This window comes from Citrobacter sp. Cf116, assembly GCF_030336505.1.
Lineage (GTDB): Bacteria > Pseudomonadota > Gammaproteobacteria > Enterobacterales > Enterobacteriaceae > Citrobacter > Citrobacter freundii.
This window is the reverse complement of record NZ_JAOWEQ010000034.1, coordinates 534998-560413: the sequence shown is the minus strand read 5'-3', so window position 1 is coordinate 560413 and position 25416 is coordinate 534998. Positions and strand designations below refer to the sequence as shown.

24 protein-coding genes and 1 riboswitch are annotated in these 25416 nt (G+C 52.1%); of the genes, 12 read left to right on the top strand and 12 right to left on the bottom strand.

The features are described 5' to 3' along the window. Positions 1-17 precede the first annotated feature (17 nt). Positions 18-386, top strand: coding sequence for a bifunctional dihydroneopterin aldolase/7,8-dihydroneopterin epimerase (gene folB / locus OGV74_RS08075; RefSeq protein WP_003838117.1), 369 nt, complete (start codon positions 18-20; stop codon positions 384-386). 86 nt (positions 387-472) lie between these two features. After that, on the top strand, positions 473-1291 hold the full coding sequence (bacA, locus tag OGV74_RS08070; protein ID WP_048218609.1) for an undecaprenyl-diphosphate phosphatase: 819 nt from the start codon (positions 473-475) through the stop codon (positions 1289-1291). Between the two features lie 61 nt (positions 1292-1352). Here bacA and OGV74_RS08065 read toward each other — a convergent pair whose 3' ends face one another. Beyond that, entirely contained in the window at positions 1353-2594 is a 1242-nt protein-coding gene (locus OGV74_RS08065) for a multifunctional CCA addition/repair protein (RefSeq protein WP_286520636.1), read from the bottom strand. Positions 2595-2655: 61 nt separating this feature from the next. Beyond that, positions 2656-3276 carry a TIGR04211 family SH3 domain-containing protein gene (locus tag OGV74_RS08060; RefSeq protein WP_003024650.1) on the bottom strand — a complete coding sequence of 207 codons (621 nt, stop codon included), beginning with the start codon at positions 3274-3276 and terminating at the stop codon, positions 2656-2658. A gap of 241 nt (positions 3277-3517) precedes the next feature. Between OGV74_RS08060 and OGV74_RS08055 the strand changes: the two genes are divergently transcribed. The 3 genes from OGV74_RS08055 (at position 3518) to hldE (ending at position 9278) form a co-directional block, all read left to right on the top strand. Next, a complete protein-coding gene (locus OGV74_RS08055) occupies positions 3518-4819 on the top strand; it encodes a CYTH domain-containing protein (RefSeq protein WP_044700902.1) in 1302 nt (433 codons plus the stop codon). Between the two features lie 125 nt (positions 4820-4944). Beyond that, the gene (gene glnE / locus OGV74_RS08050; protein ID WP_086504578.1) at positions 4945-7785 is read left to right on the top strand and encodes a bifunctional [glutamate--ammonia ligase]-adenylyl-L-tyrosine phosphorylase/[glutamate--ammonia-ligase] adenylyltransferase; all 2841 of its coding nucleotides are present in this window, start codon (positions 4945-4947) and stop codon (positions 7783-7785) included. A gap of 59 nt (positions 7786-7844) precedes the next feature. After that, positions 7845-9278, top strand: a complete 1434-nt coding sequence (gene hldE, locus OGV74_RS08045) for a bifunctional D-glycero-beta-D-manno-heptose-7-phosphate kinase/D-glycero-beta-D-manno-heptose 1-phosphate adenylyltransferase HldE (protein ID WP_286520633.1) — start codon at positions 7845-7847, stop codon at positions 9276-9278. Between the two features lie 92 nt (positions 9279-9370). Here the strand turns inward: hldE and OGV74_RS08040 are convergent, their stop codons facing one another. Continuing rightward, the gene (locus tag OGV74_RS08040; protein ID WP_003024632.1) at positions 9371-11038 is read right to left on the bottom strand and encodes a flotillin family protein; all 1668 of its coding nucleotides are present in this window, start codon (positions 11036-11038) and stop codon (positions 9371-9373) included. A gap of 23 nt (positions 11039-11061) precedes the next feature. Continuing rightward, complete coding sequence (locus OGV74_RS08035; protein WP_086504577.1) at positions 11062-11691, bottom strand: OB-fold-containig protein; 630 nt, start codon at positions 11689-11691, stop codon at positions 11062-11064. A gap of 260 nt (positions 11692-11951) precedes the next feature. On the opposite strand from OGV74_RS08035, the gene glgS reads away from it, so the two are divergent. Further along, positions 11952-12158: a cell surface composition regulator GlgS gene (gene glgS, locus OGV74_RS08030; protein ID WP_019077704.1), complete on the top strand. Its 207-nt coding sequence runs from the start codon at positions 11952-11954 to the stop codon at positions 12156-12158. 32 nt (positions 12159-12190) lie between these two features. Here glgS and ubiK read toward each other — a convergent pair whose 3' ends face one another. Further along, positions 12191-12487, bottom strand: coding sequence for a ubiquinone biosynthesis accessory factor UbiK (gene ubiK / locus OGV74_RS08025; RefSeq protein WP_003024618.1), 297 nt, complete (start codon positions 12485-12487; stop codon positions 12191-12193). Positions 12488-12619: 132 nt separating this feature from the next. Further along, positions 12620-12769, top strand: a riboswitch (FMN riboswitch). A 107-nt stretch (positions 12770-12876) separates the two neighbouring features. Here ubiK and ribB point away from each other — a divergent pair. Continuing rightward, a complete protein-coding gene (gene ribB, locus OGV74_RS08020; protein WP_032950128.1) occupies positions 12877-13530 on the top strand; it encodes a 3,4-dihydroxy-2-butanone-4-phosphate synthase in 654 nt (217 codons plus the stop codon). Positions 13531-13612: 82 nt separating this feature from the next. Here ribB and dsbI read toward each other — a convergent pair whose 3' ends face one another. From dsbI to zupT, 4 genes are all read right to left on the bottom strand, one after another. Further along, positions 13613-14284: a protein-disulfide oxidoreductase DsbI gene (gene dsbI / locus OGV74_RS08015; RefSeq protein ID WP_086504576.1), complete on the bottom strand. Its 672-nt coding sequence runs from the start codon at positions 14282-14284 to the stop codon at positions 13613-13615. A 14-nt stretch (positions 14285-14298) separates the two neighbouring features. Further along, positions 14299-14967 (bottom strand): thiol:disulfide interchange protein DsbA/DsbL, encoded by a 669-nt coding sequence (locus OGV74_RS08010; protein WP_003024608.1) that lies wholly within the window; start codon positions 14965-14967, stop codon positions 14299-14301. Positions 14968-14990: 23 nt separating this feature from the next. Next, positions 14991-16787: an arylsulfate sulfotransferase AssT gene (assT, locus tag OGV74_RS08005; protein ID WP_286520630.1), complete on the bottom strand. Its 1797-nt coding sequence runs from the start codon at positions 16785-16787 to the stop codon at positions 14991-14993. A 639-nt stretch (positions 16788-17426) separates the two neighbouring features. Beyond that, positions 17427-18200 (bottom strand): zinc transporter ZupT, encoded by a 774-nt coding sequence (gene zupT, locus OGV74_RS07995; RefSeq protein ID WP_086504574.1) that lies wholly within the window; start codon positions 18198-18200, stop codon positions 17427-17429. A 147-nt stretch (positions 18201-18347) separates the two neighbouring features. Between zupT and ygiD the strand changes: the two genes are divergently transcribed. Then, positions 18348-19136 carry a 4,5-DOPA-extradiol-dioxygenase gene (ygiD, locus tag OGV74_RS07990; RefSeq protein WP_003024597.1) on the top strand — a complete coding sequence of 263 codons (789 nt, stop codon included), beginning with the start codon at positions 18348-18350 and terminating at the stop codon, positions 19134-19136. An 85-nt stretch (positions 19137-19221) separates the two neighbouring features. Here ygiD and OGV74_RS07985 read toward each other — a convergent pair whose 3' ends face one another. The 3 genes from OGV74_RS07985 to tolC form a co-directional block, all read right to left on the bottom strand. After that, the gene (locus tag OGV74_RS07985) at positions 19222-20382 is read right to left on the bottom strand and encodes a glutathionylspermidine synthase family protein (RefSeq protein WP_003024594.1); all 1161 of its coding nucleotides are present in this window, start codon (positions 20380-20382) and stop codon (positions 19222-19224) included. A 5-nt stretch (positions 20383-20387) separates the two neighbouring features. After that, positions 20388-21065 (bottom strand): DUF1190 family protein, encoded by a 678-nt coding sequence (locus OGV74_RS07980; protein WP_003024591.1) that lies wholly within the window; start codon positions 21063-21065, stop codon positions 20388-20390. A 157-nt stretch (positions 21066-21222) separates the two neighbouring features. Beyond that, on the bottom strand, positions 21223-22707 hold the full coding sequence (gene tolC, locus OGV74_RS07975) for an outer membrane channel protein TolC (protein WP_032937374.1): 1485 nt from the start codon (positions 22705-22707) through the stop codon (positions 21223-21225). A gap of 205 nt (positions 22708-22912) precedes the next feature. Here tolC and nudF point away from each other — a divergent pair, with 205 nt between their 5' ends. The 4 genes from nudF to yqiA are packed head-to-tail and all read left to right on the top strand — an operon-like array spanning position 22913 to position 25397. Continuing rightward, entirely contained in the window at positions 22913-23545 is a 633-nt protein-coding gene (gene nudF, locus OGV74_RS07970) for an ADP-ribose diphosphatase (protein WP_003024585.1), read from the top strand. After that, a complete protein-coding gene (locus tag OGV74_RS07965; protein WP_086504573.1) occupies positions 23542-23964 on the top strand; it encodes a DUF1249 family protein in 423 nt (140 codons plus the stop codon). Before nudF ends, OGV74_RS07965 begins: the two co-directional genes overlap by 4 nt. 24 nt (positions 23965-23988) lie before the next feature. After that, the gene (gene cpdA, locus OGV74_RS07960; RefSeq protein ID WP_003838143.1) at positions 23989-24816 is read left to right on the top strand and encodes a 3',5'-cyclic-AMP phosphodiesterase; all 828 of its coding nucleotides are present in this window, start codon (positions 23989-23991) and stop codon (positions 24814-24816) included. Further along, positions 24816-25397, top strand: coding sequence for an esterase YqiA (gene yqiA, locus OGV74_RS07955; protein WP_003024575.1), 582 nt, complete (start codon positions 24816-24818; stop codon positions 25395-25397). The genes cpdA and yqiA overlap by 1 nt, the downstream gene beginning before the upstream one ends. The last annotated feature ends 19 nt before the right edge of the window (positions 25398-25416 follow it).

Here is a 25416-nt window from a genome sequence, read left to right as displayed (position 1 = left end):
AAAGCAGGCAGGTCGTGATGGATATTGTATTTATAGAGCAACTTTCTGTAATCACCACTATTGGTGTTTACGACTGGGAACAAACGATCGAACAACGGTTGGTGTTCGATATCGAAATGGCATGGGATAACCGCAAATCAGCTAAAAGCGATGATGTGGCTGATTGCCTGAGCTATGCTGATATTGCTCAAACGGTTGTTAATCATGTGGAAGGTGGGCGTTTTGCGCTGGTAGAACGTGTGGCGGAAGAGGTGGCGGATTTGCTACTTAACCGCTTTAATTCACCGTGGGTGCGGATCAAACTCAGCAAACCTGGCGCGGTAGCCCGTGCGGCAAACGTCGGGGTCGTCATTGAGCGTGGCAATAATCTGAAAGAAAATAATTAATTTAATAATTTCTAAATCAAACGGGTATAAAAGAGTCCTTTCGTCGGCTCTTTTTTGCCGTGTTTTCTCTATCTAGGGGTTTATTAATGAGTGATATGCACTCGCTGCTGGTGGCGGCAATTTTGGGTGTGGTCGAAGGATTGACGGAATTTTTACCCGTTTCCAGTACCGGCCATATGATTATTGTTGGCCACCTGTTGGGTTTTGAGGGTGATACCGCAAAAACATTCGAGGTGGTGATCCAATTGGGGTCTATTCTGGCAGTGGTGGTGATGTTCTGGCGACGTTTGTTTGGCCTGATCGGCATTCACTTCGGCAAGGCCCCGCATGAAGGTACTGGCAAAGGTCGACTGACGCTGGGGCATATCCTGTTGGGGATGATTCCGGCGGTTGTACTGGGACTGGTGTTCCACGACACCATCAAGTCGCTGTTTAACCCGATCAACGTGATGTATGCGCTGGTGGTGGGTGGTGTACTGCTGATTGCTGCAGAATGCCTGAAGCCGAAAGAGCCGCGCGCGCCGGGTCTGGATGATATGACCTATCGCCAGGCATTTATGATTGGCTGTTTCCAGTGTCTGGCGCTGTGGCCGGGTTTTTCTCGCTCAGGGGCGACGATTTCTGGCGGTATGCTGATGGGCGTGAGCCGTTATGCGGCTTCTGAGTTTTCATTCCTGCTGGCGGTGCCGATGATGATGGGCGCGACGGCGCTGGATCTCTACAAGAGCTGGTCGTTTCTTAGCGCATCAGATTTACCGATGTTTGCAGTCGGTTTTGTGACGGCGTTTATCGTGGCGCTTGTCGCGATCAAAACCTTCCTGCAGCTGATTAAGCGTATCTCGTTCATTCCGTTTGCGATTTACCGCTTTATTGTGGCGGCTGCCGTTTACGTCGTGTTCTTCTGATGACTTACCGTGGTGCCGGATGGCGGCGTTTCGCCTTATCCGGCCTACGGGTGATATTCGTTCAGGCGGTGGGTTTAGGACACCGCTTCTCCTTCCAGTTGGCCACCGCCGCAATGCGACGCCGGGTCAGTTCTTCACGAATTGCCTGACCTTTGAATCCCGCTTCCACGACATCTTTCGTGGGAACCGCCTGTGCAACCAGCCAGGCTTCACGCAACAGCCTGCCTTGCGGGTAATCCGCCGCTTCAAAACCGGTTCGCCCACGCACGTCGGCCTCGCTGGTGAGGGCTATTTGCTCCACGCGCTGCGGTTTGCGCCATGCATCGATGGAATCAAACAGCTTAACGATTGTTTTCGGTTGCAGGATCGGGAAGGTATGAATCAGGTCGTGGAACTCGGCCACCAGTTTGGCTAAATCACGGATGTCATTCGGCACGCGCAGGCGCTGACACAGTTGCTCGACCAGCTTAACGCCCGCCGGACCGTGGCCATGATGGCGCGGCCATAGCGTTTTAGGCGTTAATGCTTTGCCAAGATCGTGGCACAGCGTGGCGAAACGCACGTCGACCTCCGGGCTTAACATGGCTGCCATCGACAGCGTCATCAGCGTGTGAATACCGGTATCAATTTCCGGGTGCCACTGCGCGGGCGCGGGAACGCCGAACAGAGCATCCACTTCAGGAAACAGAACGTGCAGTGCGCCGCAGTCGCGCAGGACCTGAAAAAATACCTGTGGGTTGCGGGTGGTTAAGGCGCTTTCCGTTTCTTTCCACACGCGCTCTGGCGTCAAGTGTTCCAGCTCGCCAGCGGCGTTCATATCGCGCATCAGCGTCATGGTTTCGTCGGCAATACGAAAGCCAAGGTGCGCATAGCGGGCAGCAAAGCGCGCTACGCGCAGCACGCGCAGTGGATCTTCGCCAAAAGCCGGGGAAACATGACGCAGCAGGCGGTTTTCCAGATCATCGCGTCCGTTATAGGGGTCGATAATCTCCCCGTTGTCATCGCGGGCCATTGCGTTGATGGTCAGGTCGCGCCGCTGAAGATCGGCCTCCAGCGTCACATCTGGCGCGGCGTAGCAGGTGAATCCGGTATATCCCGAACCTGATTTGCGTTCAGTACGCGCCAACGCATACTCTTCCCGGGTTTGCGGATGCAGAAACACGGGAAAATCGCGGCCTACCTGTTGGTAACCCGCGTCGAGCATTCCTTGCGGCGTGGCACCGACAACGACCCAATCTTTATCTTTAATCGGTAGCCCTAATAACGCATCCCGAACAGCACCACCGACCAGATAAATCTTCACGCCACTTTCCTTTTGAAAAAAACATCCCTTAATCATATGTCAGTGTGGCGGAGAAGGCGATTCAGTTCATCCAGCGATCTTTGCGTTTACGGCTTGGGATCATGTGTGGCAGAACCAGACCGAGCAGCAGACCAAGACCCAGCACGCCGCCGCCATACATAAACCATTGCATGATGATAGTACGCTGCTTGTCATCAAGCTGAAGGTTGGCTGCGCTCACCTTCTTTTGCGCCACGATAAGTTCGTTCTTCAGCTTCTGGTTTTCTTGTTTCAGCCCGTCAATCACGCTGTCGCTCTGCGCTACCTTTTGCTGCATGTCGGCGGTACGCTGATTCCATGTGGTATCGATATTATTGAGCTTATCGGTCAAGATCTTAACCTGGTTTTCCAGGTCGGGAACGCGGGTACGCAGGCTCGGCGTACTGTTCAGCTCTTTCAGTGGGATCCAGGCGGTACGTCCGGTGCTGTCTTTCACCTGGGCGTAGTTGGTGTTGGCATCGGTCTGTAATAGCGTGACTTCCTCGCCGGCGTTAACCGTACCCACGAGGCGATAATTATCTCCCGGACCGCTGCGGACCCAGGTGTTCAGTTCGTCAGAGACATAGCGCTTTTCTTCGGCATGAGAGACTGCAGTGGCGCTAAGTGCGAGTAAAGTTAATCCAATCAGGCGTAATTTTGGCATCAGGCTGTCGTTATTGTCATAGAAAGTGGAACGATAGTAGTGGCATCAGTGTCTCTACGCAAAGCATTCGACATCAATCGGAATCATCTGTGTCCTTTTTGCCACCACTCGAAACTTTTACGCCCGTCAAATTGCTCGTTGCATGGCAATTTGGCGCAAAATACTATCTACTGACCATAAAGAACGAACTTAGTTCGCAGTCAGTTTTCTCAACTGTGACATAACCCATAAGTACAAGACCATGGCCCAGGAAATCGAATTAAAATTTATCGTTAATAGTGACGCTGTCGATGCGCTACGTGAACGTCTGAATACGCTGGGGGGAGAGCATCATGCACCCAGCCAGTTACTGAATATTTACTACGAAACGCCGGATGCGTGGTTGCGTGGTCACGATATGGGGCTGCGTATTCGCGGTGAAAACGGTCATTACGAAATGACCATGAAAATTGCCGGACGCGTGACGGGCGGCCTGCATCAGCGACCGGAATTTAACGTTGCGCTGGACGCGCCTGAGCTGGATCTCGCCTTGTTCCCAACGGAAGTCTGGCCTGATGGCAAACTGCCCGCTGAACTTGCTTCTCAAGTGCAGCCGTTGTTCAGCACCGATTTTTTCCGTGAGAAATGGTTGGTTGATGTTGATGGCAGCCGGATTGAAATGGCCCTCGATGTGGGGGAAGTGAAAGCGGGCGAGTTTGCAGAACCTATCTGTGAGCTTGAACTTGAACTGCTAAGCGGCGATACCCGTGCGGTACTGAAGCTGGCAAACCAGCTGGTTTCGCAAACCGGTTTACGCCAGGGCAGTTTGAGCAAAGCCGCGCGCGGTTATCATTTGGCCCTGGGGAATGCGCCGCGCGAACTCAAACCGACGCGGATTTTGAAGGTTCCGGCGAAGGCGAGCATTGAGCAGGGGTTGGAAGCGGCGCTGGAGCTGGCATTATCACAGTGGCAGTACCACGAAGAGCTGTGGGTACGCGGCGTTAAAGGGGCGAAAGCCGAGGTGCTGGCGGCAATGGGGCTGGTGCGTCACATTCTGATGTTGTTTGGCGGTAATGTGCCACGAAAAGCGAGCGCTCACTTACGTGATTTGCTGACCCAATCGGAAGCGATCATTGCGTCGGACGTTTCTGCTATTTCGGCGGTTTACAGTACGCAAACGGCAATGGCCAAGCTGGCGCTGACCGAATGGCTGGTGACCAAAGGATGGCAGCCGTTCCTGGATGCGAAGGCGCAGGGCAAAATTGCCGACTCCTTTAAGCGCTTCTCTGATACCCATCTTTCACGCCATGCTGCTGAGCTGAAAACCGCTTTTGCGCAGCCGTTGGGCGATCAGTACGCCGATCAGCTTCCACGTTTGACGCGCAACATTGATAGCATGCTGATGCTGGCGGGATACTACGACGAAAATGTCGCATCAGAATGGATCGCTACTTGGCAGGGCTTACGTCGCGCCATTGCGGCCAACCAATATATTGAAATTGAACACTTCCGCAACGAGGCGATCGCGCTGGAACCGTTCTGGCTGCACAGCGGAAAACGATAATCAGGGCCGAGGCCGGGATGCCTGATGGCGCTGCGCTTATCAGGCCTACGCGATGTGTGTAACTGTCATGTAGGTCGGATAAGGCGAAAAGACGCATCCGGCACCATTCAAAGGATAACCCGTAAATGAAGCAGCTCTCTTCACCGTTACAGCAGTACTGGCCGACCGTTGTTGAGCGGCTGCCAGCAGCAATATCTGAGTCCTCGCTTAGCGTTCAGACGAAGTCAGTACTTACATTCAGTGATTTTGTCCGTGACAGCATTATTGCCCATCCCGAATGGCTGGCTGAGCTGGAAAGCACTCCACCCCTGGCGGATGAATGGCAACACTATGCCAACTGGTTGCAGCAAGCATTGGCTGACGTTAGTGACGAAAACACACTGATGCGTGAGTTACGCCTGTTTCGTCGTCGCATTATGGTGCGTATCGCCTGGGCACAGACGCTGTCGCTGGTGACCGAAGAGAGTATTTTGCAGCAGCTAAGTCATCTGGCTGAAACGTTGATCGTCGCCGCGCGCGACTGGTTGTACGCAGCCTGCTGTCGCGAATGGGGTACGCCGTGTAATCCTGAAGGTGTGGCGCAGCCGTTGCTGATTTTAGGCATGGGGAAACTGGGCGGCGGCGAGCTGAATTTTTCCTCCGATATCGACCTGATTTTTGCCTGGCCGGAACACGGCAGCACACAGGGTGGGCGCCGCGAGCTGGATAACGCGCAGTTCTTTACCCGTATGGGCCAGCGGCTTATCAAAGTGCTGGATCAGCCCACAATGGATGGGTTTGTCTATCGGGTGGATATGCGTTTACGCCCGTTTGGCGACAGCGGCCCGCTGGTGCTGAGCTTCTCCGCGCTGGAGGATTATTACCAGGAACAAGGGCGCGACTGGGAACGCTATGCGATGGTTAAAGCCCGCATTATGGGCGAAGCCGACGGCACATACGTCAGCGAGCTTCGTGCCATGCTGAGGCCTTTTGTCTTCCGTCGCTATATTGATTTCAGCGTGATCCAGTCGCTGCGTAACATGAAAGGGATGATTGCGCGTGAAGTACGCCGTCGTGGCCTGAAAGACAACATCAAGCTGGGGGCGGGCGGCATTCGTGAAATCGAATTTATCGTGCAGGTATTCCAGCTGATTCGCGGTGGGCGCGAGCCATCGCTGCAATCCCGCTCGCTGTTACCGACGCTTAGCGCCATCAATGCGCTGCACTTGCTTTCTGATACCGACGCGGAACAACTGCGCGCAGCCTATCTCTATTTACGCCGCCTGGAAAACCTGCTGCAAAGTATCAATGATGAGCAGACCCAGACGCTGCCGGGTGATGAACTGAATCGCGCGCGGCTAGCGTGGGGGATGAACGTTGATGACTGGCAGCAGTTAACCGATGTGCTGACCAATCATATGGACAACGTACGCCGGGTATTTAACGAGCTGATTGGCGATGACGAGGCCGAAACCCAGGAAGAGTCGCTCTCAGAACAGTGGCGCGAATTGTGGCAGGATGCCTTACAGGAAGATGACACCACGCCAGTGCTGACGCATCTGGCGGATGACGATCGGCGGCGCGTGCTGTCTCTGATTGCTGATTTCCGCAAAGAGCTGGATAAACGCACTATTGGCCCGCGTGGACGCCAGGTGCTGGATCATTTAATGCCGCATCTGCTGAGCGATGTCTGTACGCGTGACGACGCCTCAGTCCCGCTGTCACGCATTACACCGCTGCTGGTGGGTATTGTGACTCGCACGACCTATCTGGAACTGCTGAGCGAATTCCCCGGGGCGCTGAAGCATTTGATTTCGCTCTGTGCGGCCTCGCCGATGGTCGCCAGCCAGCTGGCGCGGTATCCGTTGTTGCTCGACGAACTGTTGGATCCGAATACCCTGTATCAACCTACCGCGACGGACGCCTACCGTGATGAGCTGCGCCAGTATTTGCTGCGCGTGCCAGAAGATGACGAAGAGCAGCAACTGGAGGCACTGCGCCAGTTTAAGCAAACGCAGCTACTGCGTATTGCCGCGGCTGATATCGCCGGTACGCTGCCGGTGATGAAGGTGAGCGACCATTTAACCTGGCTGGCGGAAGCGATTATTGATGCGGTAGTCCAGCAGGCGTGGACGCAGATGGTTGCTCGCTACGGGCAACCTACCCATCTTGGCGAACGTGAGGGGCGCGGTTTTGCCGTCGTCGGCTATGGCAAACTGGGCGGCTGGGAACTGGGCTACAGTTCGGATCTTGATTTGATCTTCCTGCATGATTGTCCGATGGACGTGATGACGGACGGTGAGCGTGAGATTGATGGGCGACAGTTCTATCTGCGTCTGTCGCAGCGCATTATGCACCTTTTCAGCACCCGCACTTCGTCCGGTATTTTGTACGAAGTGGATGCGCGGCTGCGTCCATCCGGCGCGGCGGGAATGCTGGTGACATCAACCGACGCTTTCGACGATTACCAGCGCAACGAAGCCTGGACATGGGAGCATCAGGCGCTGGTGCGTGCTCGTGTGGTATATGGCGACCCGCAGTTGACCTCTCAGTTTGATGCGATTCGTCGCGATATCATGACCCTCGTCCGTGATGGGAAAACCTTGCAGACCGACGTGCGTGAAATGCGTGAGAAAATGCGCGCCCATTTGGGCAATAAGCATCGGGATCGTTTTGATATTAAAGCGGATGAGGGTGGCATTACCGATATTGAGTTTATTACGCAATATCTGGTGCTGCGCTATGCGCATGAAAAACCGAAGCTGACGCGCTGGTCGGATAACGTGCGCATTCTGGAATTGCTGGCGCAAAACGACATTATGGACGAGCAGGAAGCGCTGGCGCTTACCCGTGCTTATACGACGTTGCGTGATGAACTTCACCATCTTGCGTTGCAGGAACTTCCGGGCCATGTGGCGCTGGAGCACTTTGACGCTGAACGTACGCTGGTGCGTGACAGCTGGCAGAAGTGGCTGGTTGCCGAGTGAAGTGTGCTATTATCGCGCGCAAATTTTAAGACCCTCAGAGAATCTCTCAGGAGACAGGAATGAAAGTAACGCTGCCAGAGTTTGAACGTGCAGGAGTCATGGTTGTCGGTGATGTGATGCTGGATCGCTACTGGTACGGTCCTACCAGCCGTATTTCACCTGAAGCGCCGGTTCCGGTGGTGAAGGTTGATACCATCGAAGAACGTCCCGGTGGCGCAGCAAACGTGGCGATGAACATTGCCTCTCTGGGCGCAAATTCCCGTCTGGTGGGTTTGACCGGTATCGACGACGCGGCGCGTGCGCTGAGCAAAACGCTGGCGGATGTGAACGTAAAATGCGACTTCGTGTCCGTGCCGACGCATCCGACAATCACCAAACTGCGCGTGCTTTCCCGCAACCAGCAGTTGATTCGTCTGGATTTTGAAGAAGGTTTTGAAGGCGTGGATCCGCAGCCGCTGCACGAGCGTATTAACCAGGCGCTGGGTTCTATCGGCGCTCTGGTGCTCTCTGACTATGCCAAAGGCGCGTTGGCAAGCGTGCAGCAGATGATTGCTCTGGCGCGTAAGGCTGGAGTTCCGGTGCTTATCGATCCGAAAGGGACCGATTTTGAACGTTACCGCGGCGCAACGCTGCTAACGCCGAACCTGTCTGAGTTTGAAGCGGTAGCCGGTAAATGCAAAAGCGAAGATGAACTGGTTGAGCGCGGTATGAAAGTGATTGCTGATTTCGACCTTTCCGCACTGCTGATTACCCGTTCTGAACAGGGGATGACGTTGCTGCAACCGGGCAAATCGCCACTGCATATGCCGACGCAGGCGCAGGAAGTGTATGACGTGACCGGTGCGGGCGATACGGTAATCGGCGTGCTGGCGGCGACGCTGGCGGCGGGTAACACACTGGAAGAGGCGTGCTATTTTGCCAACGCTGCAGCCGGTGTTGTGGTCGGTAAACTGGGAACCTCCACCGTTTCTCCGATTGAACTGGAAAACGCGGTGCGTGGTCGGGCTGATACTGGTTTTGGCGTGATGAGCGAATCAGAGCTGAAACAGGCCGTTGTCAGCGCCCGCAAGCGCGGTGAGAAAGTGGTGATGACTAACGGCGTGTTCGACATCCTGCATGCGGGCCACGTTTCCTATCTGGCAAATGCGCGCAAGCTGGGCGATCGCCTGATCGTGGCGGTAAACAGCGATGCGTCGACCAAACGTCTGAAAGGAGAAACGCGTCCGGTCAACCCGCTGGAACAGCGCATGATCGTGCTGGGCGCGCTGGAATCCGTCGACTGGGTGGTCTCTTTTGAAGAAGATACACCGCAGCGTCTGATCGCCGGCATCCTGCCGGATCTGCTGGTCAAAGGCGGTGACTATAAGCCAGAAGATATTGCGGGCAGCAAAGAGGTATGGGCGAACGGCGGTGAAGTGCTGGTGCTGAACTTCGAAGATGGCTGCTCAACGACCAATATCATCAAGAAGATCCAGAAAGACAGCGATAAATAACAATTGGAATGTTTGTCGGATGGCGGTGTCCGGCCTACGAGGTTGTAGGCCGGATAAAACGCGTAAGCGTTGCCATCCGGCATTTCTGTTTCTTATTCTTCAGTCGTTTTCTCAACAGGCTGTGGACTGTTTTTCAGCGGATCGGCCAGTGCCGACAGCGAACCACCGGACAAACCAATTTCATTTAACAGCGAGTCAATCAGCGGCGCTTGTGTACGATAGGCAAGGGCGGCGGATAATGCCTGCTCAGCCAGATTCCCTCCGGTTACGTTACCTGCGGTCACTTCACCGACGGCGCCGCCACGATTCAGACCATCAACCTGGATAATCTTGATCCCATCGATAGATTTCATTGGCTCAACGGATTTCTCAATGACTGCTGGCAGGGACTGCAGCAGGGCCAGCTTAAATTTCAGACTGGTCTGTTCGTCGGAAAGCACGTTGATGGCATCGTTCAGCGCACGCTGGGCTTCGGCTTCCGCCAGACCTTTTTTCCGCGTGGCTTCGGCCAGTTCCACAATTGCCGCCGCCTGCAATTCTGCGGCTTCTTTTTCCGCTTTTGCCCGGACGGTCAGTTCAACCGCCTGGGTTTCTGCATCCTGAGCTGCGGCAATCAACGCCACCTGTTTGGCACGATCCGCTTCTGCGGTCTGGCGGGTGGTTTCTACGTTCTGCTGAGCGCGAACCGCTTCGGCCAGCGCATCGTTAGCGCGTGCTTCAGCCTGAGACTGCTGTTCGGACTTGGCGGCAATGGCGATGGACTTGGTCTGGTTGGCGATCTCCGTTGCCTGCTGCTGTTCGATCTCTTTAATGCGAACTTCACGCTCGGCCTCGACTTTTCTGGATCGCACCGCCTGTTCGCGCTCGATTTCTGTTTCCTGAATCTGGCGTTCGGCAAGAATGCGAGTCTGCTCAGCTTCACGATGACGTTCGGCTTCGAATGCGGCAATTTTGGCGTTTTGCTCGGCCGTGCGGGTTTTCACCTGCTGCTCCTGCTCGAGCGTCATGAAGGCTTCCTGCTGTTCGATCTCCAGCTTGCGCGACAGCGCATCACGGTTTTTCTCACGAACGGCAACTTCTACGTCCTGCTCGACTTCGTTACGTTCGCGACGACGGCGTTCTGTTTCCTGAGTCAGCTTGGTCAGACCCTCGGCATCAAAGGCGTTATTCGGGTTGAAATGAACTTTTTCGGTCTGGTTAAAGTTGGTGAGTGAAACGCTCTCGAGTTCCAGGCCGTTTTTGGACAGGTCTTCCGCGACGGTATTTTGTACGCCCTGAACGAAGTTTTCACGCGTATCCTGCAGTTCATGCATGGTCATCTGCGACGCAGTGGCACGTAGGGCATCAACAAACTTATCTTCTATTAGCACACGTAAATCCTCTGGTGACAGTGTTCGCTGTCCCAGCGTCTGTGCGGCGGTAGCAATCCCTTCAACAGACGGTTTTACACGCACGAAAAAGGCGACGACGACATCCACGCGCATACGGTCTTTGGTTATGAGACTGTCGACAGTCGAACGGCTCACCTCAAGTTTGAGGGTGTTCATGTTGATAGGAATAATTTCGTGGAAGATAGGCATGACAATTGCGCCGCCGCTCATCACCACTTTTTGTCCACCAAGGCCGGTACGCACAAACGCCTGTTCAGCAGATGCGCGGCGATACAGGCGGGCAAAAATAATCCCGATAATTACTAAGACGACCACCGCCACAATGGCGGTAAACATCCATGAAGGTAACATGCCAAAAACATCATCCATCTATAAGATCCCTCTGTATAAAATTATAAAACAGTCGGCCAGGGGTTTAGCTCGGCCAGGTAACGCGTTGCGGAGAGTCGGCAGATAATCAGCACCTTGTCTCCTTTTTTGAATTCTTTGCCCGCTTCAGGCTCCAGCAGCACATAGTGAGTCTGCCCGAACTTATCGGTAAATTTGCCTTCGCAGGGGGTTCCGGCACTTGCGGAATGGCCGGTAATAATCGCCATGCTGCCGATAAATTCATCTTCAGCGAGGGCGGTGGTTTCATCCCGCGGAAGCCAGGGAGCAATGATTTTTCCGCTGTAATGCACGGCGAAGACGGCAAGAATAAAACTCACCGGAGCAAGCAGCAGGTTGCTGAGCGGTGCTTGCCACAGCGTGACCCAGCCATGCTGAAGGAGGATACCGAAGAGTCCAAAGAAGCCAGCGAGTAAGCACAGCACGATCAGTGCCGGGATCCGCCCGATATTGAGATAGTGAAGCGCCTGGCCGATATTGCCGGAGGTCAGGGCATCGTAATGTTCGAGGTGAGCATCAAGCGCACCTGAAAGAAAATGGCCAAAAATAAGAGAGATGATTTCCAGTAGGCCAATCAGCAGTACAAATGAAATAGCAAACAGGTAGGGGCCGTTGTAATCCGTGAATAATACCAAGTTGTTTCCTCCTGTTACTGCGTTCCCTGTCCGTGTCAAAAGTAATGGTTTTACCTCTTACTTTTACATGACGTTACAATAACATGCGTTACCCAGGTCTTTAATCCGAAAAGGGGCTCATCCCCCTCTTAGATTTCGTAGGAAACTGTGAAGCAGGCAGTTTTTTTGCGCACAATATGTACAGAATAACTTCGTATCCAGGGAAATACTGAAATTAGAAAAAGCATATGGCCTTAGCAGATATTCAATAACTGGAGGGTATGCTCATGAACAGCAATATGTATTCAATGAACAATTTCGATTTCCTGGCCCGTAGTTTTGCCAGAATGCAGGCTGAGGGCCATCCCGTTGATATCCAGGCGATAACCGGGAATATGGATGAAGAACATCGTAGCTGGTTTTGCAAACGATATGCGCTGTACTGCCAGCAGGCGACGGAAGCCAGGAAGCTAGAACTGGAACACTAACAGAAAAACGGGCCTTGCGGCCCGTTGTCGTTTTACTCTTGCGGATCGACTGACGGGATCGCGGGGGCAGGTTTAACTTCTGCCGTTTTTTCACGCGATTCCAGCTCAGTCAGACGTTGCTCAAGCAGCGCCAGCTTTTCACGTGTGCGCAATAAAACCTGAGTCTGTACATCGAATTCTTCACGGCTTACCAGATCCAGACGGGTCAGCTGTGACTGCAGCGTTTGACGAATTTTCTTCTCGACGTCTTCGCCAAACTCGCGGATCCCTTTCGGCATCGACTCGTGAACCTGACGAGCAATCTGCTCAATTTTTTTCGGGTCAATCATTGTGGTTTCCCTGAACTGGTACGTGTTGCTGCCTATTGTAGTGCGAACTGGCACAGGCATAAACCAGAATTGTGTGAAGCTAAGACGAGTAAAGGCGTTGATGAAGGTAATCAATAGCGTTATAGTTAACCCGCTTATTCTCAGGGCGGGGCGAAATTCCCCACCGGCGGTAAATCAACTGATGTTGAAAGCCCGCGAGCGCTTTTTGTTACGGCAAAAAGGTCAGCAGATCCGGTGTAATTCCGGGGCCGACGGTTAGAGTCCGGATGGGAGAGAGTAACGATCCAGTCGGGCATGGACCCGCTCACGTTATTTTTTTGCCGCTTAGACGGTACTCCTAAGACTGCCCTGATTCTGGTAACCATAATTTTAGTGAGGTTTTTTTTACCATGAATCAGACGCTACTTTCCTCTTTTGGTACGCCTTTCGAACGTGTTGAACATGCGCTGTCTGCGCTGCGTGAAGGACGCGGTGTAATGGTGCTTGACGACGAAGACCGTGAAAACGAAGGCGATATGATTTTCCCGGCAGAAACCATGACCGTAGAACAGATGGCGCTGACCATCCGTCACGGTAGCGGTATTGTATGCCTTTGCATCACTGAAGACCGACGCAAACAGCTCGATCTGCCAATGATGGTGGAAAATAATACCAGCGCTTACGGTACCGGTTTTACCGTGACCATTGAAGCCGCAGAAGGCGTGACCACCGGCGTTTCCGCAGCAGACCGTGTTACTACGGTGCGTGCGGCAATTAAGGATGGCGCTAAACCTTCCGATCTGAACCGTCCGGGGCACGTGTTCCCGCTGCGTGCTCAAGCTGGTGGTGTGTTGACCCGCGGTGGTCATACTGAAGCGACCATCGACCTGATGACGCTGGCTGGGTTTAAACCAGCGGGTGTGCTGTGCGAATTGACTAATGATGATGGCACCATGGCGCGTGCGCCACAGTGCATTGAGTTTGCCGGCAAGCACAATATGGCTGTAGTCACTATCGAAGATTTAGTGGCTTATCGTCAGGCGCACGAGCGCAAAGCCAGCTAATAGACTATTACCACGTTAGTTGTGGTAAGCATAAAAAACCGAAGCCATCTTCCAGGCTTCGGTTTTTTTATTTTTGCTCAAATTATTTGGTTCTGGTCAGTTTTAAAGTCCAGGCGCCGCTCATTATCACCAACAGCACTAAACATAAGCCAAAGGCTAACAGGCATGCCTGCGCCATGTTCATAAATTGCCACGGTGGAAACAGATACCAGCCTTCAGACTGTTGGTATAGATCGATAAACCACTTTTGCGTACTGCTGAGTGCCACGCCATCAGGCACTATGGGGGCATCATAGCCGCAATCTCCAGTGGGTTTAAACCACTCCGGAGCCCAGTTTGCCAGCGGCAAATTGAAAGGGAATGTCGGATCGGTGGAACACCCCTGGACGCCAAACAGCGAATCCGGGCTATGTACCGCATGATGAATATCATTGAGTTTGAGCGAGAACTTAATGCCCATGATGCTGCCGTAAAATGCCGCAATGCAGCCAATAAGCTTCAGAACAACATTTTTAGGGTTTATTGCCGCGATCAATCCACCGAAAACCATCACAAACATGGCAAAGCGAATGTAGACACACTGCTCGCAGGGGGCCATATAGAGATAGATTTGGAAAAACGAGTGTGCCAATATTATTAACCCGCCCATCGCGCAGGCCATCAGTAGCCACAGAAAGCGCTGTTCCTGCCATCTCATCAGCGTATCAACCGGCGTGGTACGTAAGTCCCGCCACCATCCTTTTATGAAAACCATAGCCTCGTCCCTGTTTATTTTGTCGCCAGTTCTCTGACAAGCTCAGCCATGGAGTCAATGGATTTGATACTCTTGGTGTAGATCAGGTATTTACCGTTAACGACGTAAGCCGGAACCCCCTGAATTTTGGCGACGTCATATGCCGCTTTCCATTTCTCCAGCGTTTGCTGAACGGTGGGATCTTGCAGCGCGGCGTCAAAATCTGCCTGGCTCATGCCTGCAGCATCCAGGCCTGTTTTAATGAATGCGGCCGGATCTTTACCATCTGACCAGCGCTCTTTCTTGTCGTGGTAAGCAGCGTAATAAGCGAATTTCGCTTTTTTGAACTGTGATTTGGCATCAAATAATGAAATCCCTGCTGCCTGATCTTTAGCAATCATTACTGCAAAAACTTCACTGGCCTGTTTACCATATTCCCCTTTGGTTTCCAGATGAAATGGTGTGAAGGTGACGAGATCGGCCACTTTTTCAGAAACCGGGCCAGTCACGGCTTTATCATATTTGTAACAGAACGGACAGGCGTAGCTGAATACTTTTATTAACGTCTTATCAGCATTAGGAATCGGTTTCTCTAAAACCATATAATCAGTGCCTTCTGTAAAAGCGGAGGCGGCAAACGACGAGGCAAGTGCGGCGGTTAATACCACGCTTTTAAATAATGAAGTAATCCATTTAGATGACATAATTAATCCTTAATCTAACGATATTATTTAAACATTTGTTGTGGGTGAACCAGTAATGCGCGGTAGTGCGTTTGGTTTGGCTTATCTGAAAGGACATCAATTTCGACTTTGACTTCTTTAGTCTTATAGTCAATTTCGTTGATTTTGCCGATGGTTGGTTGTCCAACGTCAAATAAATTAATAGAACCACCAAATCCAAACATGGTGTCGCGGTCTTTCTGATATTCGATAACCGAGGTGATGGGACTATAGAAATCGTAACCGCGTTCTTTTCCGTATTCCCAAATTTGCTGAACGGTTCCTTTTTTCTCGTCAACTTTATATTCGACGAACCGGGAGTATTTCATCGTCGGCAATGCCGGTTGTTCGAGCCCACGACCATCGCCGTTGTCAAAGATGGTTAATGTCCCCTTGCTCGAGAGCCATGCGGTGTGTTGGGTGTAGGTAAAATCGAAATCAGTATTCTCGCACTTACCGTTTTCGTCACATTTTAGCGCGTTGCCCTTATCATCAACCGGTTTTAACAGCTTGCTTGCCAGCGCCTTATTCCAGCCTTTAGACGGTGCCAGAATCCACTTCACCTGTTTATCGCGACCGATTTTGACAACACCCTGATGGCGGGAAGAGATAATAATGGAGTCATCTTTGGCATCATAGGCAATGGAGTTAACGTGCGCCCAGTTACGACCTGCACCCACTCCGAGGGCGTCACCGTAAGGAGTATCTGGCTCCAGTTTCGCCTGTTGACCGGCATGAGCGAGGTCAACGTTGACGCATACCGCGCCTGCGTCCAGCGCACCCAGAAGCGCATCACGCATCGGATCGAGTATCTTTGTCAGATCCCACACATCAACCACACGACCGGACTTGTCTACTTCAATTATCTGATCGCGGATGGTTTGCACATGGATGCCATCTTCTTTGCGATAATCGCGTTTGCCCACGCGAAGCAACACGGTGTCGTTGATTGTTTCGATCGATTCATGCGACGCGTCGAGGAAGCCGCGCGGTAGCTTATGATCGGCCAGAATCTGCCCCATCATATCAAATTCGTACCAATGCTGACCCTGAACGGCTGTGAAGGTACCGCGCGGCGTTTCCCGGATACCCATCAGGTAGCCGCGCTTGTTGATATCCATGTCATGGCCATCGTAAAAGGTATCTTGATCCAGCCACCAACGATATTCACCTTCCGTATCGACGACAAAGGTAAAGGGTGCGATATCAAAAGGTAATGCGCCACCGGCTGGACCTGCATCCAGGATGCCGGCATTTTTGTCTTTTTCACCATGCCAGTGGAATTCTGCCCCCTGTGGGGTGAAAGTATGGGTATTCACCAGATAGAGGCGGTCTTCAAAACCAGGCGCTACCTTAATAACTTTCGTTTGCTGTAAATCGGAAATAGAACGGTTATCCATGTAGTGATTAACGATGGCGGACGTTTGCACCACATAATCATCCTTCATGGCTTTGCCATTTTCTTTATATTCAACGGTGACCTTATTAGCAAACTTTTGATAAAGACCAAAAATAGGCACGCCGTCATAGGTTGCTAACGACTCTTTGCCAACTGTATAAGTAACAGGAACTCCTTTCTCGCCTTTGCCATGAACGGTGACTTTAACATCTGAAATAACGTGACTATCTAATTCAACCAGTGCGGTAAGCGGGGCGTTTCCATAAGGATCAACGACTATAGCGCCCAGCTTCCCTGCGGGTTGGGCGGGTTGAAAACCTGCAGCAAACGAATTTCCAACGGTTAATCCAAACGTCAGTGCGAGTGTGCCAGCGAGAAGTGTTTTTCGGTATTGTCTAAACATGGATATATCTCCTTATATTAACTTTAAATATAATTCCACTGAATATATTATGTTTTTACGATATGGCTAAAAATGAAAATGGTACTACTGATGTCACTTTTATTGTGGGTATATAAATATTGATGAAGTGTATTATTCTACAAAATCTAATTTTTATTGTTTTCTGGATAGTATGAGTGAGGTATTTTAAGGACAATGTTTATTATTGCTTAGTGTGATCTCGTCGACAGAGTTTTATTTTTTATAACTGTTTTAGCTATTGGCATAGCTGCTGGTTTATATGATCGAAATCATATATTTGTTTCTGAAATATGCCACTATAGGGGTATGTCAGAATAAGTTTATGTAAAATTTTAACGTTAAATGTTTAATGATGTTAAATGTTAAGGGTGAAAGAATGTTTATTGCCTGGTATTGGATCGTATTAATTGCACTCGTTGCATTGGGTTATTATTGCCATATGAAGCGTTATTGTCGGGCATTCCGACAAGACAGAGACGCATTGCTTGAGGCGCGAAACAAACTCTTCCGACGTTCTGGTGAAGATAACAGCGTGATTAAGGAACAGGAATAGTCCTTCACGTTCTGCTATGGATGAGCGGATGCTGTAAAATAGCAGGGTGGCATCCGCCCTCTGGATTATCCGATTCCCATGGACTGGAGGATGACGAGACTTAACCCCATCACCGACATTCCGCACAGGACCCCATAGCTGGGATTATTATTTGGGTCGATCTCTTTTGCCAGTGGCATCAATTCATCGACTGACAGCGCCACCATAATACCCGCGACTGCCGCCATTATTGCCGCCATCACCACAGGCGAGATGAGACTCCCCAGAATTAACCACGCCAGTACGCCGCCCAGTATTTCCGCCATGCCCGAGATCCCGGCCCAGAATATCGCCGTACGTTTGGAGCCCGTTGCTGCATAGACCGGACCTGCAACGGCTAATCCTTCAGGAATATTGTGTAATGCGACGGCAAGCGCAATACCAAAGCCCAGCTCGAGGTTGCTGCTGGCGGTAACAAACGTCGCAATCCCTTCCGGAAAATTGTGCAGGCTGATGCCGAGCGTTAATAAAATCGCGGTGCGTTTAATGGATCCGGGTAGAGGCTGCGTTGTTTTTTGTACCAGATCCTGAGGGTGCGCATGCGGCAATAGACGGTCCAGGCCAAAGTAGCCCAGCAAGCCGACGATAAACATTCCGTAGCCCAGAGCTGGCGACATGCCTTCAGCGGCCAGCGCAGCAGGTAGCATTTCCATTAGAGAGATCAGTAGCATAATCCCGGCAGCGAAGCCTAAAGAAAAGGCGAGAACGCGGTTGGAAGGCTTTTGCCCTAACACGCCGAGAAATGCGCCGATAAACGTGGCGGCACCTGCCAGTAAAGTCAGAAGTAAAGGTACTGACATCGACAAATAAAACTCCTTATCAATCTGCTTTCCGGACTGGATCGTCAAAATAACTGATGATCTTCATCATGGTTATCTGAGTTCTTCATCAACCGAATAAGCGTATTGTAATGGTATCAAAATGACTCCCTCAGTAAGGATATCATCATGTCTTCAACTCGTATGCCAGCATTGTTTTTGGGCCACGGTAGCCCGATGAATGTTCTGGAAGATAACGTTTATACCCGTGCCTGGCAGCAACTGGGGGAAACGTTGCCGCGTCCGAAAGCCATTGTGGTGGTCTCGGCGCACTGGTTCACCCGTGGAACGGGTGTGACAGCGATGGAAGCGCCTAAAACGATCCACGATTTCGGCGGTTTTCCGCAAGCGCTGTATGACACCCATTACCCAGCGCCCGGTTCGCCTGAACTGGCGCAGCACCTGGTTGATTTACTTGCTCCTGTACCCGTCGCGTTAGACAAAGAGGCGTGGGGTTTTGACCACGGTTCCTGGGGCGTACTGATCAAGATGTACCCGAATGCCGACATCCCGATGGTGCAGTTAAGCATCGATAGTACAAAACCGGCGGCCTGGCATTTTGAGATGGGCCGCAAGCTGGCGGCACTGCGTGATGAGGGTATTATGCTGGTGGCCAGTGGTAACGTGGTGCATAACCTGCGTACTGCGCGTTGGCACGGTGAGAACACGCCATATCCGTGGGCAACCTCATTCAATGATTATGTTAAGGCTAACCTGACCTGGCAGGGACCGGCTGAGCAGCACCCGCTGGTGAACTATCTCGATCATGAAGGTGGATCGTTGTCGAACCCGACGCCAGATCACTATCTGCCGCTGCTGTATGTTCTCGGGGCATGGGATGGTAAAGAGTCTGTTACGATCCCTGTAGATGGTATCGAGATGGGAAGTTTAAGTATGTTGTCGGTGCAGGTTGGGTGATGAACGCCCGATGGCGCTACGCTTATCGGGCATTAAGTTCGTGCCGTAGGCCGGGTAAGGCGGAGCCGCCACCCGGCACTCTCAATCATTCGACAAAAATATGCGGATAGAAACGTGACAGATCCTGCGTGATCAACGCACGGTCTTCACGAATGCCGATCCCTGCGGGTTGATCGTTGATCAGCCAGCTGCCAATCAGCATATAGCTGTCGCCAAACTTCGGTAGCTGATGGAACTGCTGCACGATCATACCTTCTTCACCGTACGGTCCTTCCACGGATTCGATCGTTTTACCGTTCTCAATGATGGAGACGTTAGCTCCCTCGCGCGAGAAGATCGGTTTGACAACGAATTTATCCATCTGTGGGTAGTCGTCTTCGGCGAAATACGCTGGCAGCAGGTTCGGATGATTCGGGAACATTTCCCATAACAGCGGTAACAGTGCTTTGTTGGAAATAATGCTCTTCCAGGCGGGTTCCAGCCAGCGAACGCCAGCGTCTTCCAGCTTGGTGGAGAACATTTCACGCAGCATGAATTCCCACGGATAGAGCTTGAACAGGTTAGCGATCACCTGATCCTGCATATCGGTGAATTGGCCTTTTTCACCAAGACCAATATCTTCTACATAGAGGAATTCTGTAGCGATCTCTGCTTCGGCCGCGCAATCCTGCAGATACTGGATCGTACCGCGATCTTCCACCGTATCACGACAGCAGGTCAGATGTAGCAGTTGAAAACCATACTGTTCACGCAGCTCGGTGAAACGCTCGATCAGCTTTTCCTGCAGACTGTTGAACTGATCGCTGCCTTCCGGCAGGTTGCCCGCATTGAGCTGATCTTCCAGCCAGATCCACTGGAAAAACGCAGCTTCGTACAGCGAGGTTGGGGTATCAGCGTTGTTTTCCAGCAGTTTGGGTTCACCGGTTCCATCCCACGCCAGATCGAGACGTGAATAGAGCGACGGTTGCTGTGTCAGCCAGGACTGGCGGACAAAACCCCAGGTATGCTTCGGAATGCGAAACTTGGTCATCAGCTCATCGCTGGCAATGACCTTTTCCACCACTTTGAGGCACATTTGATGTAGCTCTGCGGTGACCTCTTCCAGCTTTTCAACCTGAGCAAGGGTGAGTTTGTAGTACGCGTCTTCACACCAGTACGGCTCGCCGTACATAGTGTGAAAATTAAAACCGTATTCGGTGGCTTTATCGCGCCAGTCCGGGCGCTCAACAATACTGACTCTTTCCATGACGATCAGCCACCCATTGAACGTGTGGTGGTGCCGCTTGCGCTACGCTGCATGGTGCTCTGTTTGGCCACAGATTCACCAAATCCGCCGCGGGTTACGGTAGAGGTGGTGGCTGGTTTCGGTGCCATAGCGGTTTTTGGTACGGTCATGGTGCGACCCGGCGTTGCTGCGCCGTAGTTTTTACCGCTGGCATCTGTGTATTTGCCGTAAGCCGGGCTGGCCGGGTTTTTCGAGCTAAACAGCGGTTGCTGAGCGCCCATTCCGCCACCCATCAGTCGGCCCATCATGTAGCCTGCCATCAGTGGCATCCAGAAGCTGCCGCTGCTTTGATTCTGCGCCTGAGCCTGACCTTCACCGGTCGGCGCCATACCTGCTTGCGCAGGAGCCTGCTGGCACTGGCCTTCGCCGAATTCAGCGATACAGTCTTCACGAGTGGCGTATTTTGGCGCGGTACGTTCAGCTTCTTTCAGCGCGTTGTTAAACGCGGTAGTACATTCGGCGCTTTTACCCGGATTTGCTGCAGAGCAATCGTCAGCGTTCTGATAAAGCGAAACCGTTTCGTCACTCTTTTCACAGCCCGCGAGCATAAAAACTGCGGTAACTGCCAGGGCGACAGGAGTCAGATGGCGCGCGCTCCAGCTTTTGCGGAACGAGGCGTGATGTATAGATTTTGTCCGTTTCATTTTTGTCTTCCAGGACCCAGTGGTAAACACAGTAAATAATGCTCAGGATAGAGGATGACTGGTCGAAATTGAAGCGGGAAGAGGCGAGAATGCGCAGGAAGGGGCGGATCTTTACGTTGTCTTACGTTCAGACGGGGCCGAAGCCCCGTCATCAGCATCAGTTACGGAACGGGTTGTTGCCGTTGCTGCTGGTTGAACGTGCTGCTGTCGGCTGAGCCGCAGGCAAATTGCCAGTGCCGTTAAAGTCATTCACGGCGGCATCTTGTTGTGGATTTTGCGGTGCCACGGTATCCGGCGTTGTGGATACAGGTTTACCCAGCGTATTGTTCAGTGCCACCAAATCCTGCTCGTTCAGCGTACCGAGCGCAGATTTGACGTTTAACTGATTGATAAGATAGGTATAACGCGCATTAGCCAATTGTTGTTTGGCGTTGTACAGCGTGGTGGTGGCATCCAACACATCCACAATGGTACGTGTGCCTACGGAATAACCGGCTTCCATCGCATCCAATGAGCTTTGAGCAGAGACAACCGCTTGTTTGTACGCGTTAATGCTACTAATAGAAGCATTAATGTTGTTGAATGAAGAACGAACGGTCTGCACCACGCTACGGTGTGCGCTTTCCAGTTGTTCACTCGCGCCAACAAAGTTGTACTGCGCTTGTTTCACCTGCGAGTTAACCATCCCGCCCTGGTACAGCGGCAGCGAGAAGCTCAGACCGATTTTGTTCTGGCCCATGTTGCTGTCGTCATACTGATTACCCGTAGTACCACCATGAGTTTTCGACCCGCTGTAGGAGGTGTCAGACACGCCTGTAGATGCGGTCAGGTCCAGCGTTGGCAGATGACCGTCCTGTGCCTGACGAATCTGCTCACGCGCCAGATCCTGGCTTAAACGCGCCTGCAATAAAGTCAGGTTGCGGTTTTCCGCTTCTTTCAGTAGCGCATTCACCGCCTGCGGTTTGTTGGTTTTGAAACCATCAACGTTCAGCGAAGCCAGTTCCGGGTAATAGTTACCGGTCACCTGACGCAGCTGTTCTACCGCGTTATCCAGATTGTTACGCGCGGTCACTTCGTTCGCCAGCACGGTGTCGTATTGTGAACGGGCGTTCTGCACGTCAGTGATGGCGACCAGACCAACGTTAAAACGCTGAGTGGTCTGATCTAACTGACGATAAACCGCATCTTTCTGTGCCTGGGTGTAAGACAGCACATCAATCGCGTTCAGTACGTTAAAATAGGCCGTAGCGGTATTCAGGATCAGCGTTTGCTGATCGGTCTGATACGTTACGTCCTGGATGCCCGCTGATTTTTCTTGCAGCGTCAGGGCACGCCATTTAGACATGTCGAACAGCGTCTGAGTCAATTGTAATGACGCGCTGGTGGCGTTGGAGTTGACGCCGTTTGCATCACGGTAGCCATTGCTGTAGGTGTAATCGGCACCTAAACCCAGTTGCGGCAGTAATGGACTACGCGCTTCGTTAATTTTTTCGAATGCAGCATCGCGATCGGCGGCGGATTTACGCAATTCCGGGTTGCTCAGGCGTGCTTGCTGATAAACCTGCATCAGGTTTTCTGCCTGGCTCAAAGTACTGAACCCCGACAGGCTCAGGCCGATAAGGATGGGGAGCAATTTCTTCATTTGCATTCCTTGTTGTGAAGCAGTATTTAGCGCTGATCAAATTGTAAAAATATTTGCTGATTCTAGCAGAATCCGCCACTGCAAAAAGTTGGCGTTACGTGCCATACGGCGTTAATTTGCATCAATTTAACACAAGGGCGTTCAAACATCAGTCAAACGACCTTGAAATTCACATTTTAATCACTATTGGTTTCAGGACAGCACAATGCGTAAACCAGACAACTTGCCAATGACTTTCACTAAAAATGATGTAGAAATTATTGCACGAGAAACGCTATACCGCGGTTTTTTTTCACTGGATCTTTATCGGTTCCGCCATCGCTTGTTTAACGGTGGTATGAGCGGTGAGGTAAAGCGCGAAATTTTTGAGCGCGGACACGCGGCAGTCTTGCTACCCTTTGACCCTGAGCGGGACGAAGTTGTACTGGTCGAGCAGATCCGTATCGCGGCGTTTGATACCAGCGAAAGCCCGTGGCTACTGGAAATGGTAGCCGGAATGATCGAAGAGGGCGAAACCGTTGAAGATGTGGCCCGTCGTGAAGCGATGGAAGAAGCCGGACTGGACGTTAAACGTACGAAACCCGTTCTGAGCTATCTGGCAAGCCCTGGCGGCACCAGTGAGCGCCTGTCTATTTTAGTTGGCGAAGTGGACGCTACGACCGCGAGCGGAATTCATGGTCTGGCTGATGAAAACGAAGATATTCGTGTTCATGTGGTGAGCCGGGAGCAGGCTTATCAATGGGTAGAAGAGGGGAAAATCGACAACGCGGCTTCTGTCATCGCCTTGCAATGGTTACAGCTGCACTATCAAGAGTTAAAAACTGAGTGGAAAAAATGAAGCGTTACACACCTGACTTCCCTGAAATGATGCGCCTTTGCGAAACCAACTATTCGCAATTGCGCCGCCTGCTGCCACGTAATGATGCAGCCGGTGAAACAGTGAGCTATCAGGTAGCAAACGCACAATATCGGTTAACGATCGTTGAATCGACCCGATACACTACGCTTGTCGCGATCGAACAAACGGCGCCGGTCGTCACATACTGGAGCCTGCCGTCATTGACCGTGCGCCTGTATCATGACGCGAGGGTGGCTGAAGTGTGTTCAAGTCAGCAGATCTTTCGCTTCAAAGCGCGGTATGATTATCCAAATAAAAAGTTGCATCAACGCGACGAAAAGCATCAAATTAATCAGTTTCTGGCCGACTGGCTACGGTACTGTTTAGCACATGGAGCGATGGCGATTCCGGTTTATTAGCGTCGTGAAACCTAAGGACACCATTTGGAAAGCCTGTTAACCCTTCCTTTGGCTGGTGAGGCCAGAGTCAGGATCTTACAAATTACAGACACTCACCTGTTTGCCGAAAAGCATGAAACGCTGCTGGGTGTGAATACCTGGGACAGTTATCAATCCGTACTGGATGCCATACATGCAGAGTCGCCTGAGTACGATCTGATCGTCGCGACGGGTGATTTGGCGCAGGATCAATCCGCTGCGGCCTATCAGCATTTTGCTGAGGGCATCGCAAGCTTTCGTGCGCCCTGCGTTTGGCTACCGGGCAATCACGATTTTCAGCCGGCAATGTACAGCGCGCTGCAGGATGCGGGAATTTCCCCTGCCAAGCGTGTTTTCATCGGCGAACAGTGGCAAATTTTGCTGCTCGACAGCCAGGTGTTCGGCGTTCCCCACGGTGAATTAAGTGAATTCCAGCTCGAATGGCTGGAGCGTAAACTTGCTGATGCACCAGAGCGTAATACCTTGCTGCTTCTGCATCATCATCCTCTGCCTGCGGGCTGTAGCTGGCTCGATCAGCATAGCCTGCGCAATGCCGCTGAGCTGGATAACGTGCTGGTGAACTATCCACGCGTGAAGTATCTGCTGTGCGGGCATATTCATCAGGAACTGGATCTGGACTGGAACGGACGCCGCCTGCTGGCGACGCCATCGACCTGCGTGCAGTTTAAGCCGCACTGTTCCAACTTCACATTGGATACCATCAGCCCCGGCTGGCGGACGCTGGAGCTTTTTGCTGACGGGACGTTGCAGACCCAGGTACGTCGTCTGCAGGGTAATCGGTTCCACCCTGATACCGCTTCAGAAGGCTACTGATGTCTACGCTTCTCTATCTTCACGGATTTAATAGCTCTCCTCGTTCGGCGAAGGCGTGTTTGCTGAAAAACTGGTTGGCGGAGCACCATCCGCACGTTGAGATGATCGTACCGCAGTTGCCGCCGTATCCGGCCCAGGCCGCAGAGATGCTGGAATCGATCATTCTTGAACATGGCGGAGAGTCGCTGGGGATTGTCGGCTCCTCATTAGGTGGTTATTACGCCACCTGGCTGTCGCAATGTTTTATGCTGCCGGCAGTGGTGGTGAACCCTGCTGTACGGCCTTATGAACTGCTGGTCGACTATCTCGGTCAAAACGAGAACCCCTACACGGGGCAGCAATATGTGCTAGAGTCACGCCATATTTACGATCTTAAAGTCATGCAGATTGACCCGCTGGAAGCGCCGGATTTGATCTGGCTGCTCCAACAAACGGGCGATGAAGTGTTGGACTACCGCCAGGCGGTGGCGTATTACGCCTCCTGCCGTCAGACAGTTATTGAGGGCGGAAACCACGCATTCACGGGCTTCGAAGATTATTTCAACCCGATTGTCGATTTCCTTGGACTGCACAGTTTCTGACGATCAATTCGAATTGCTT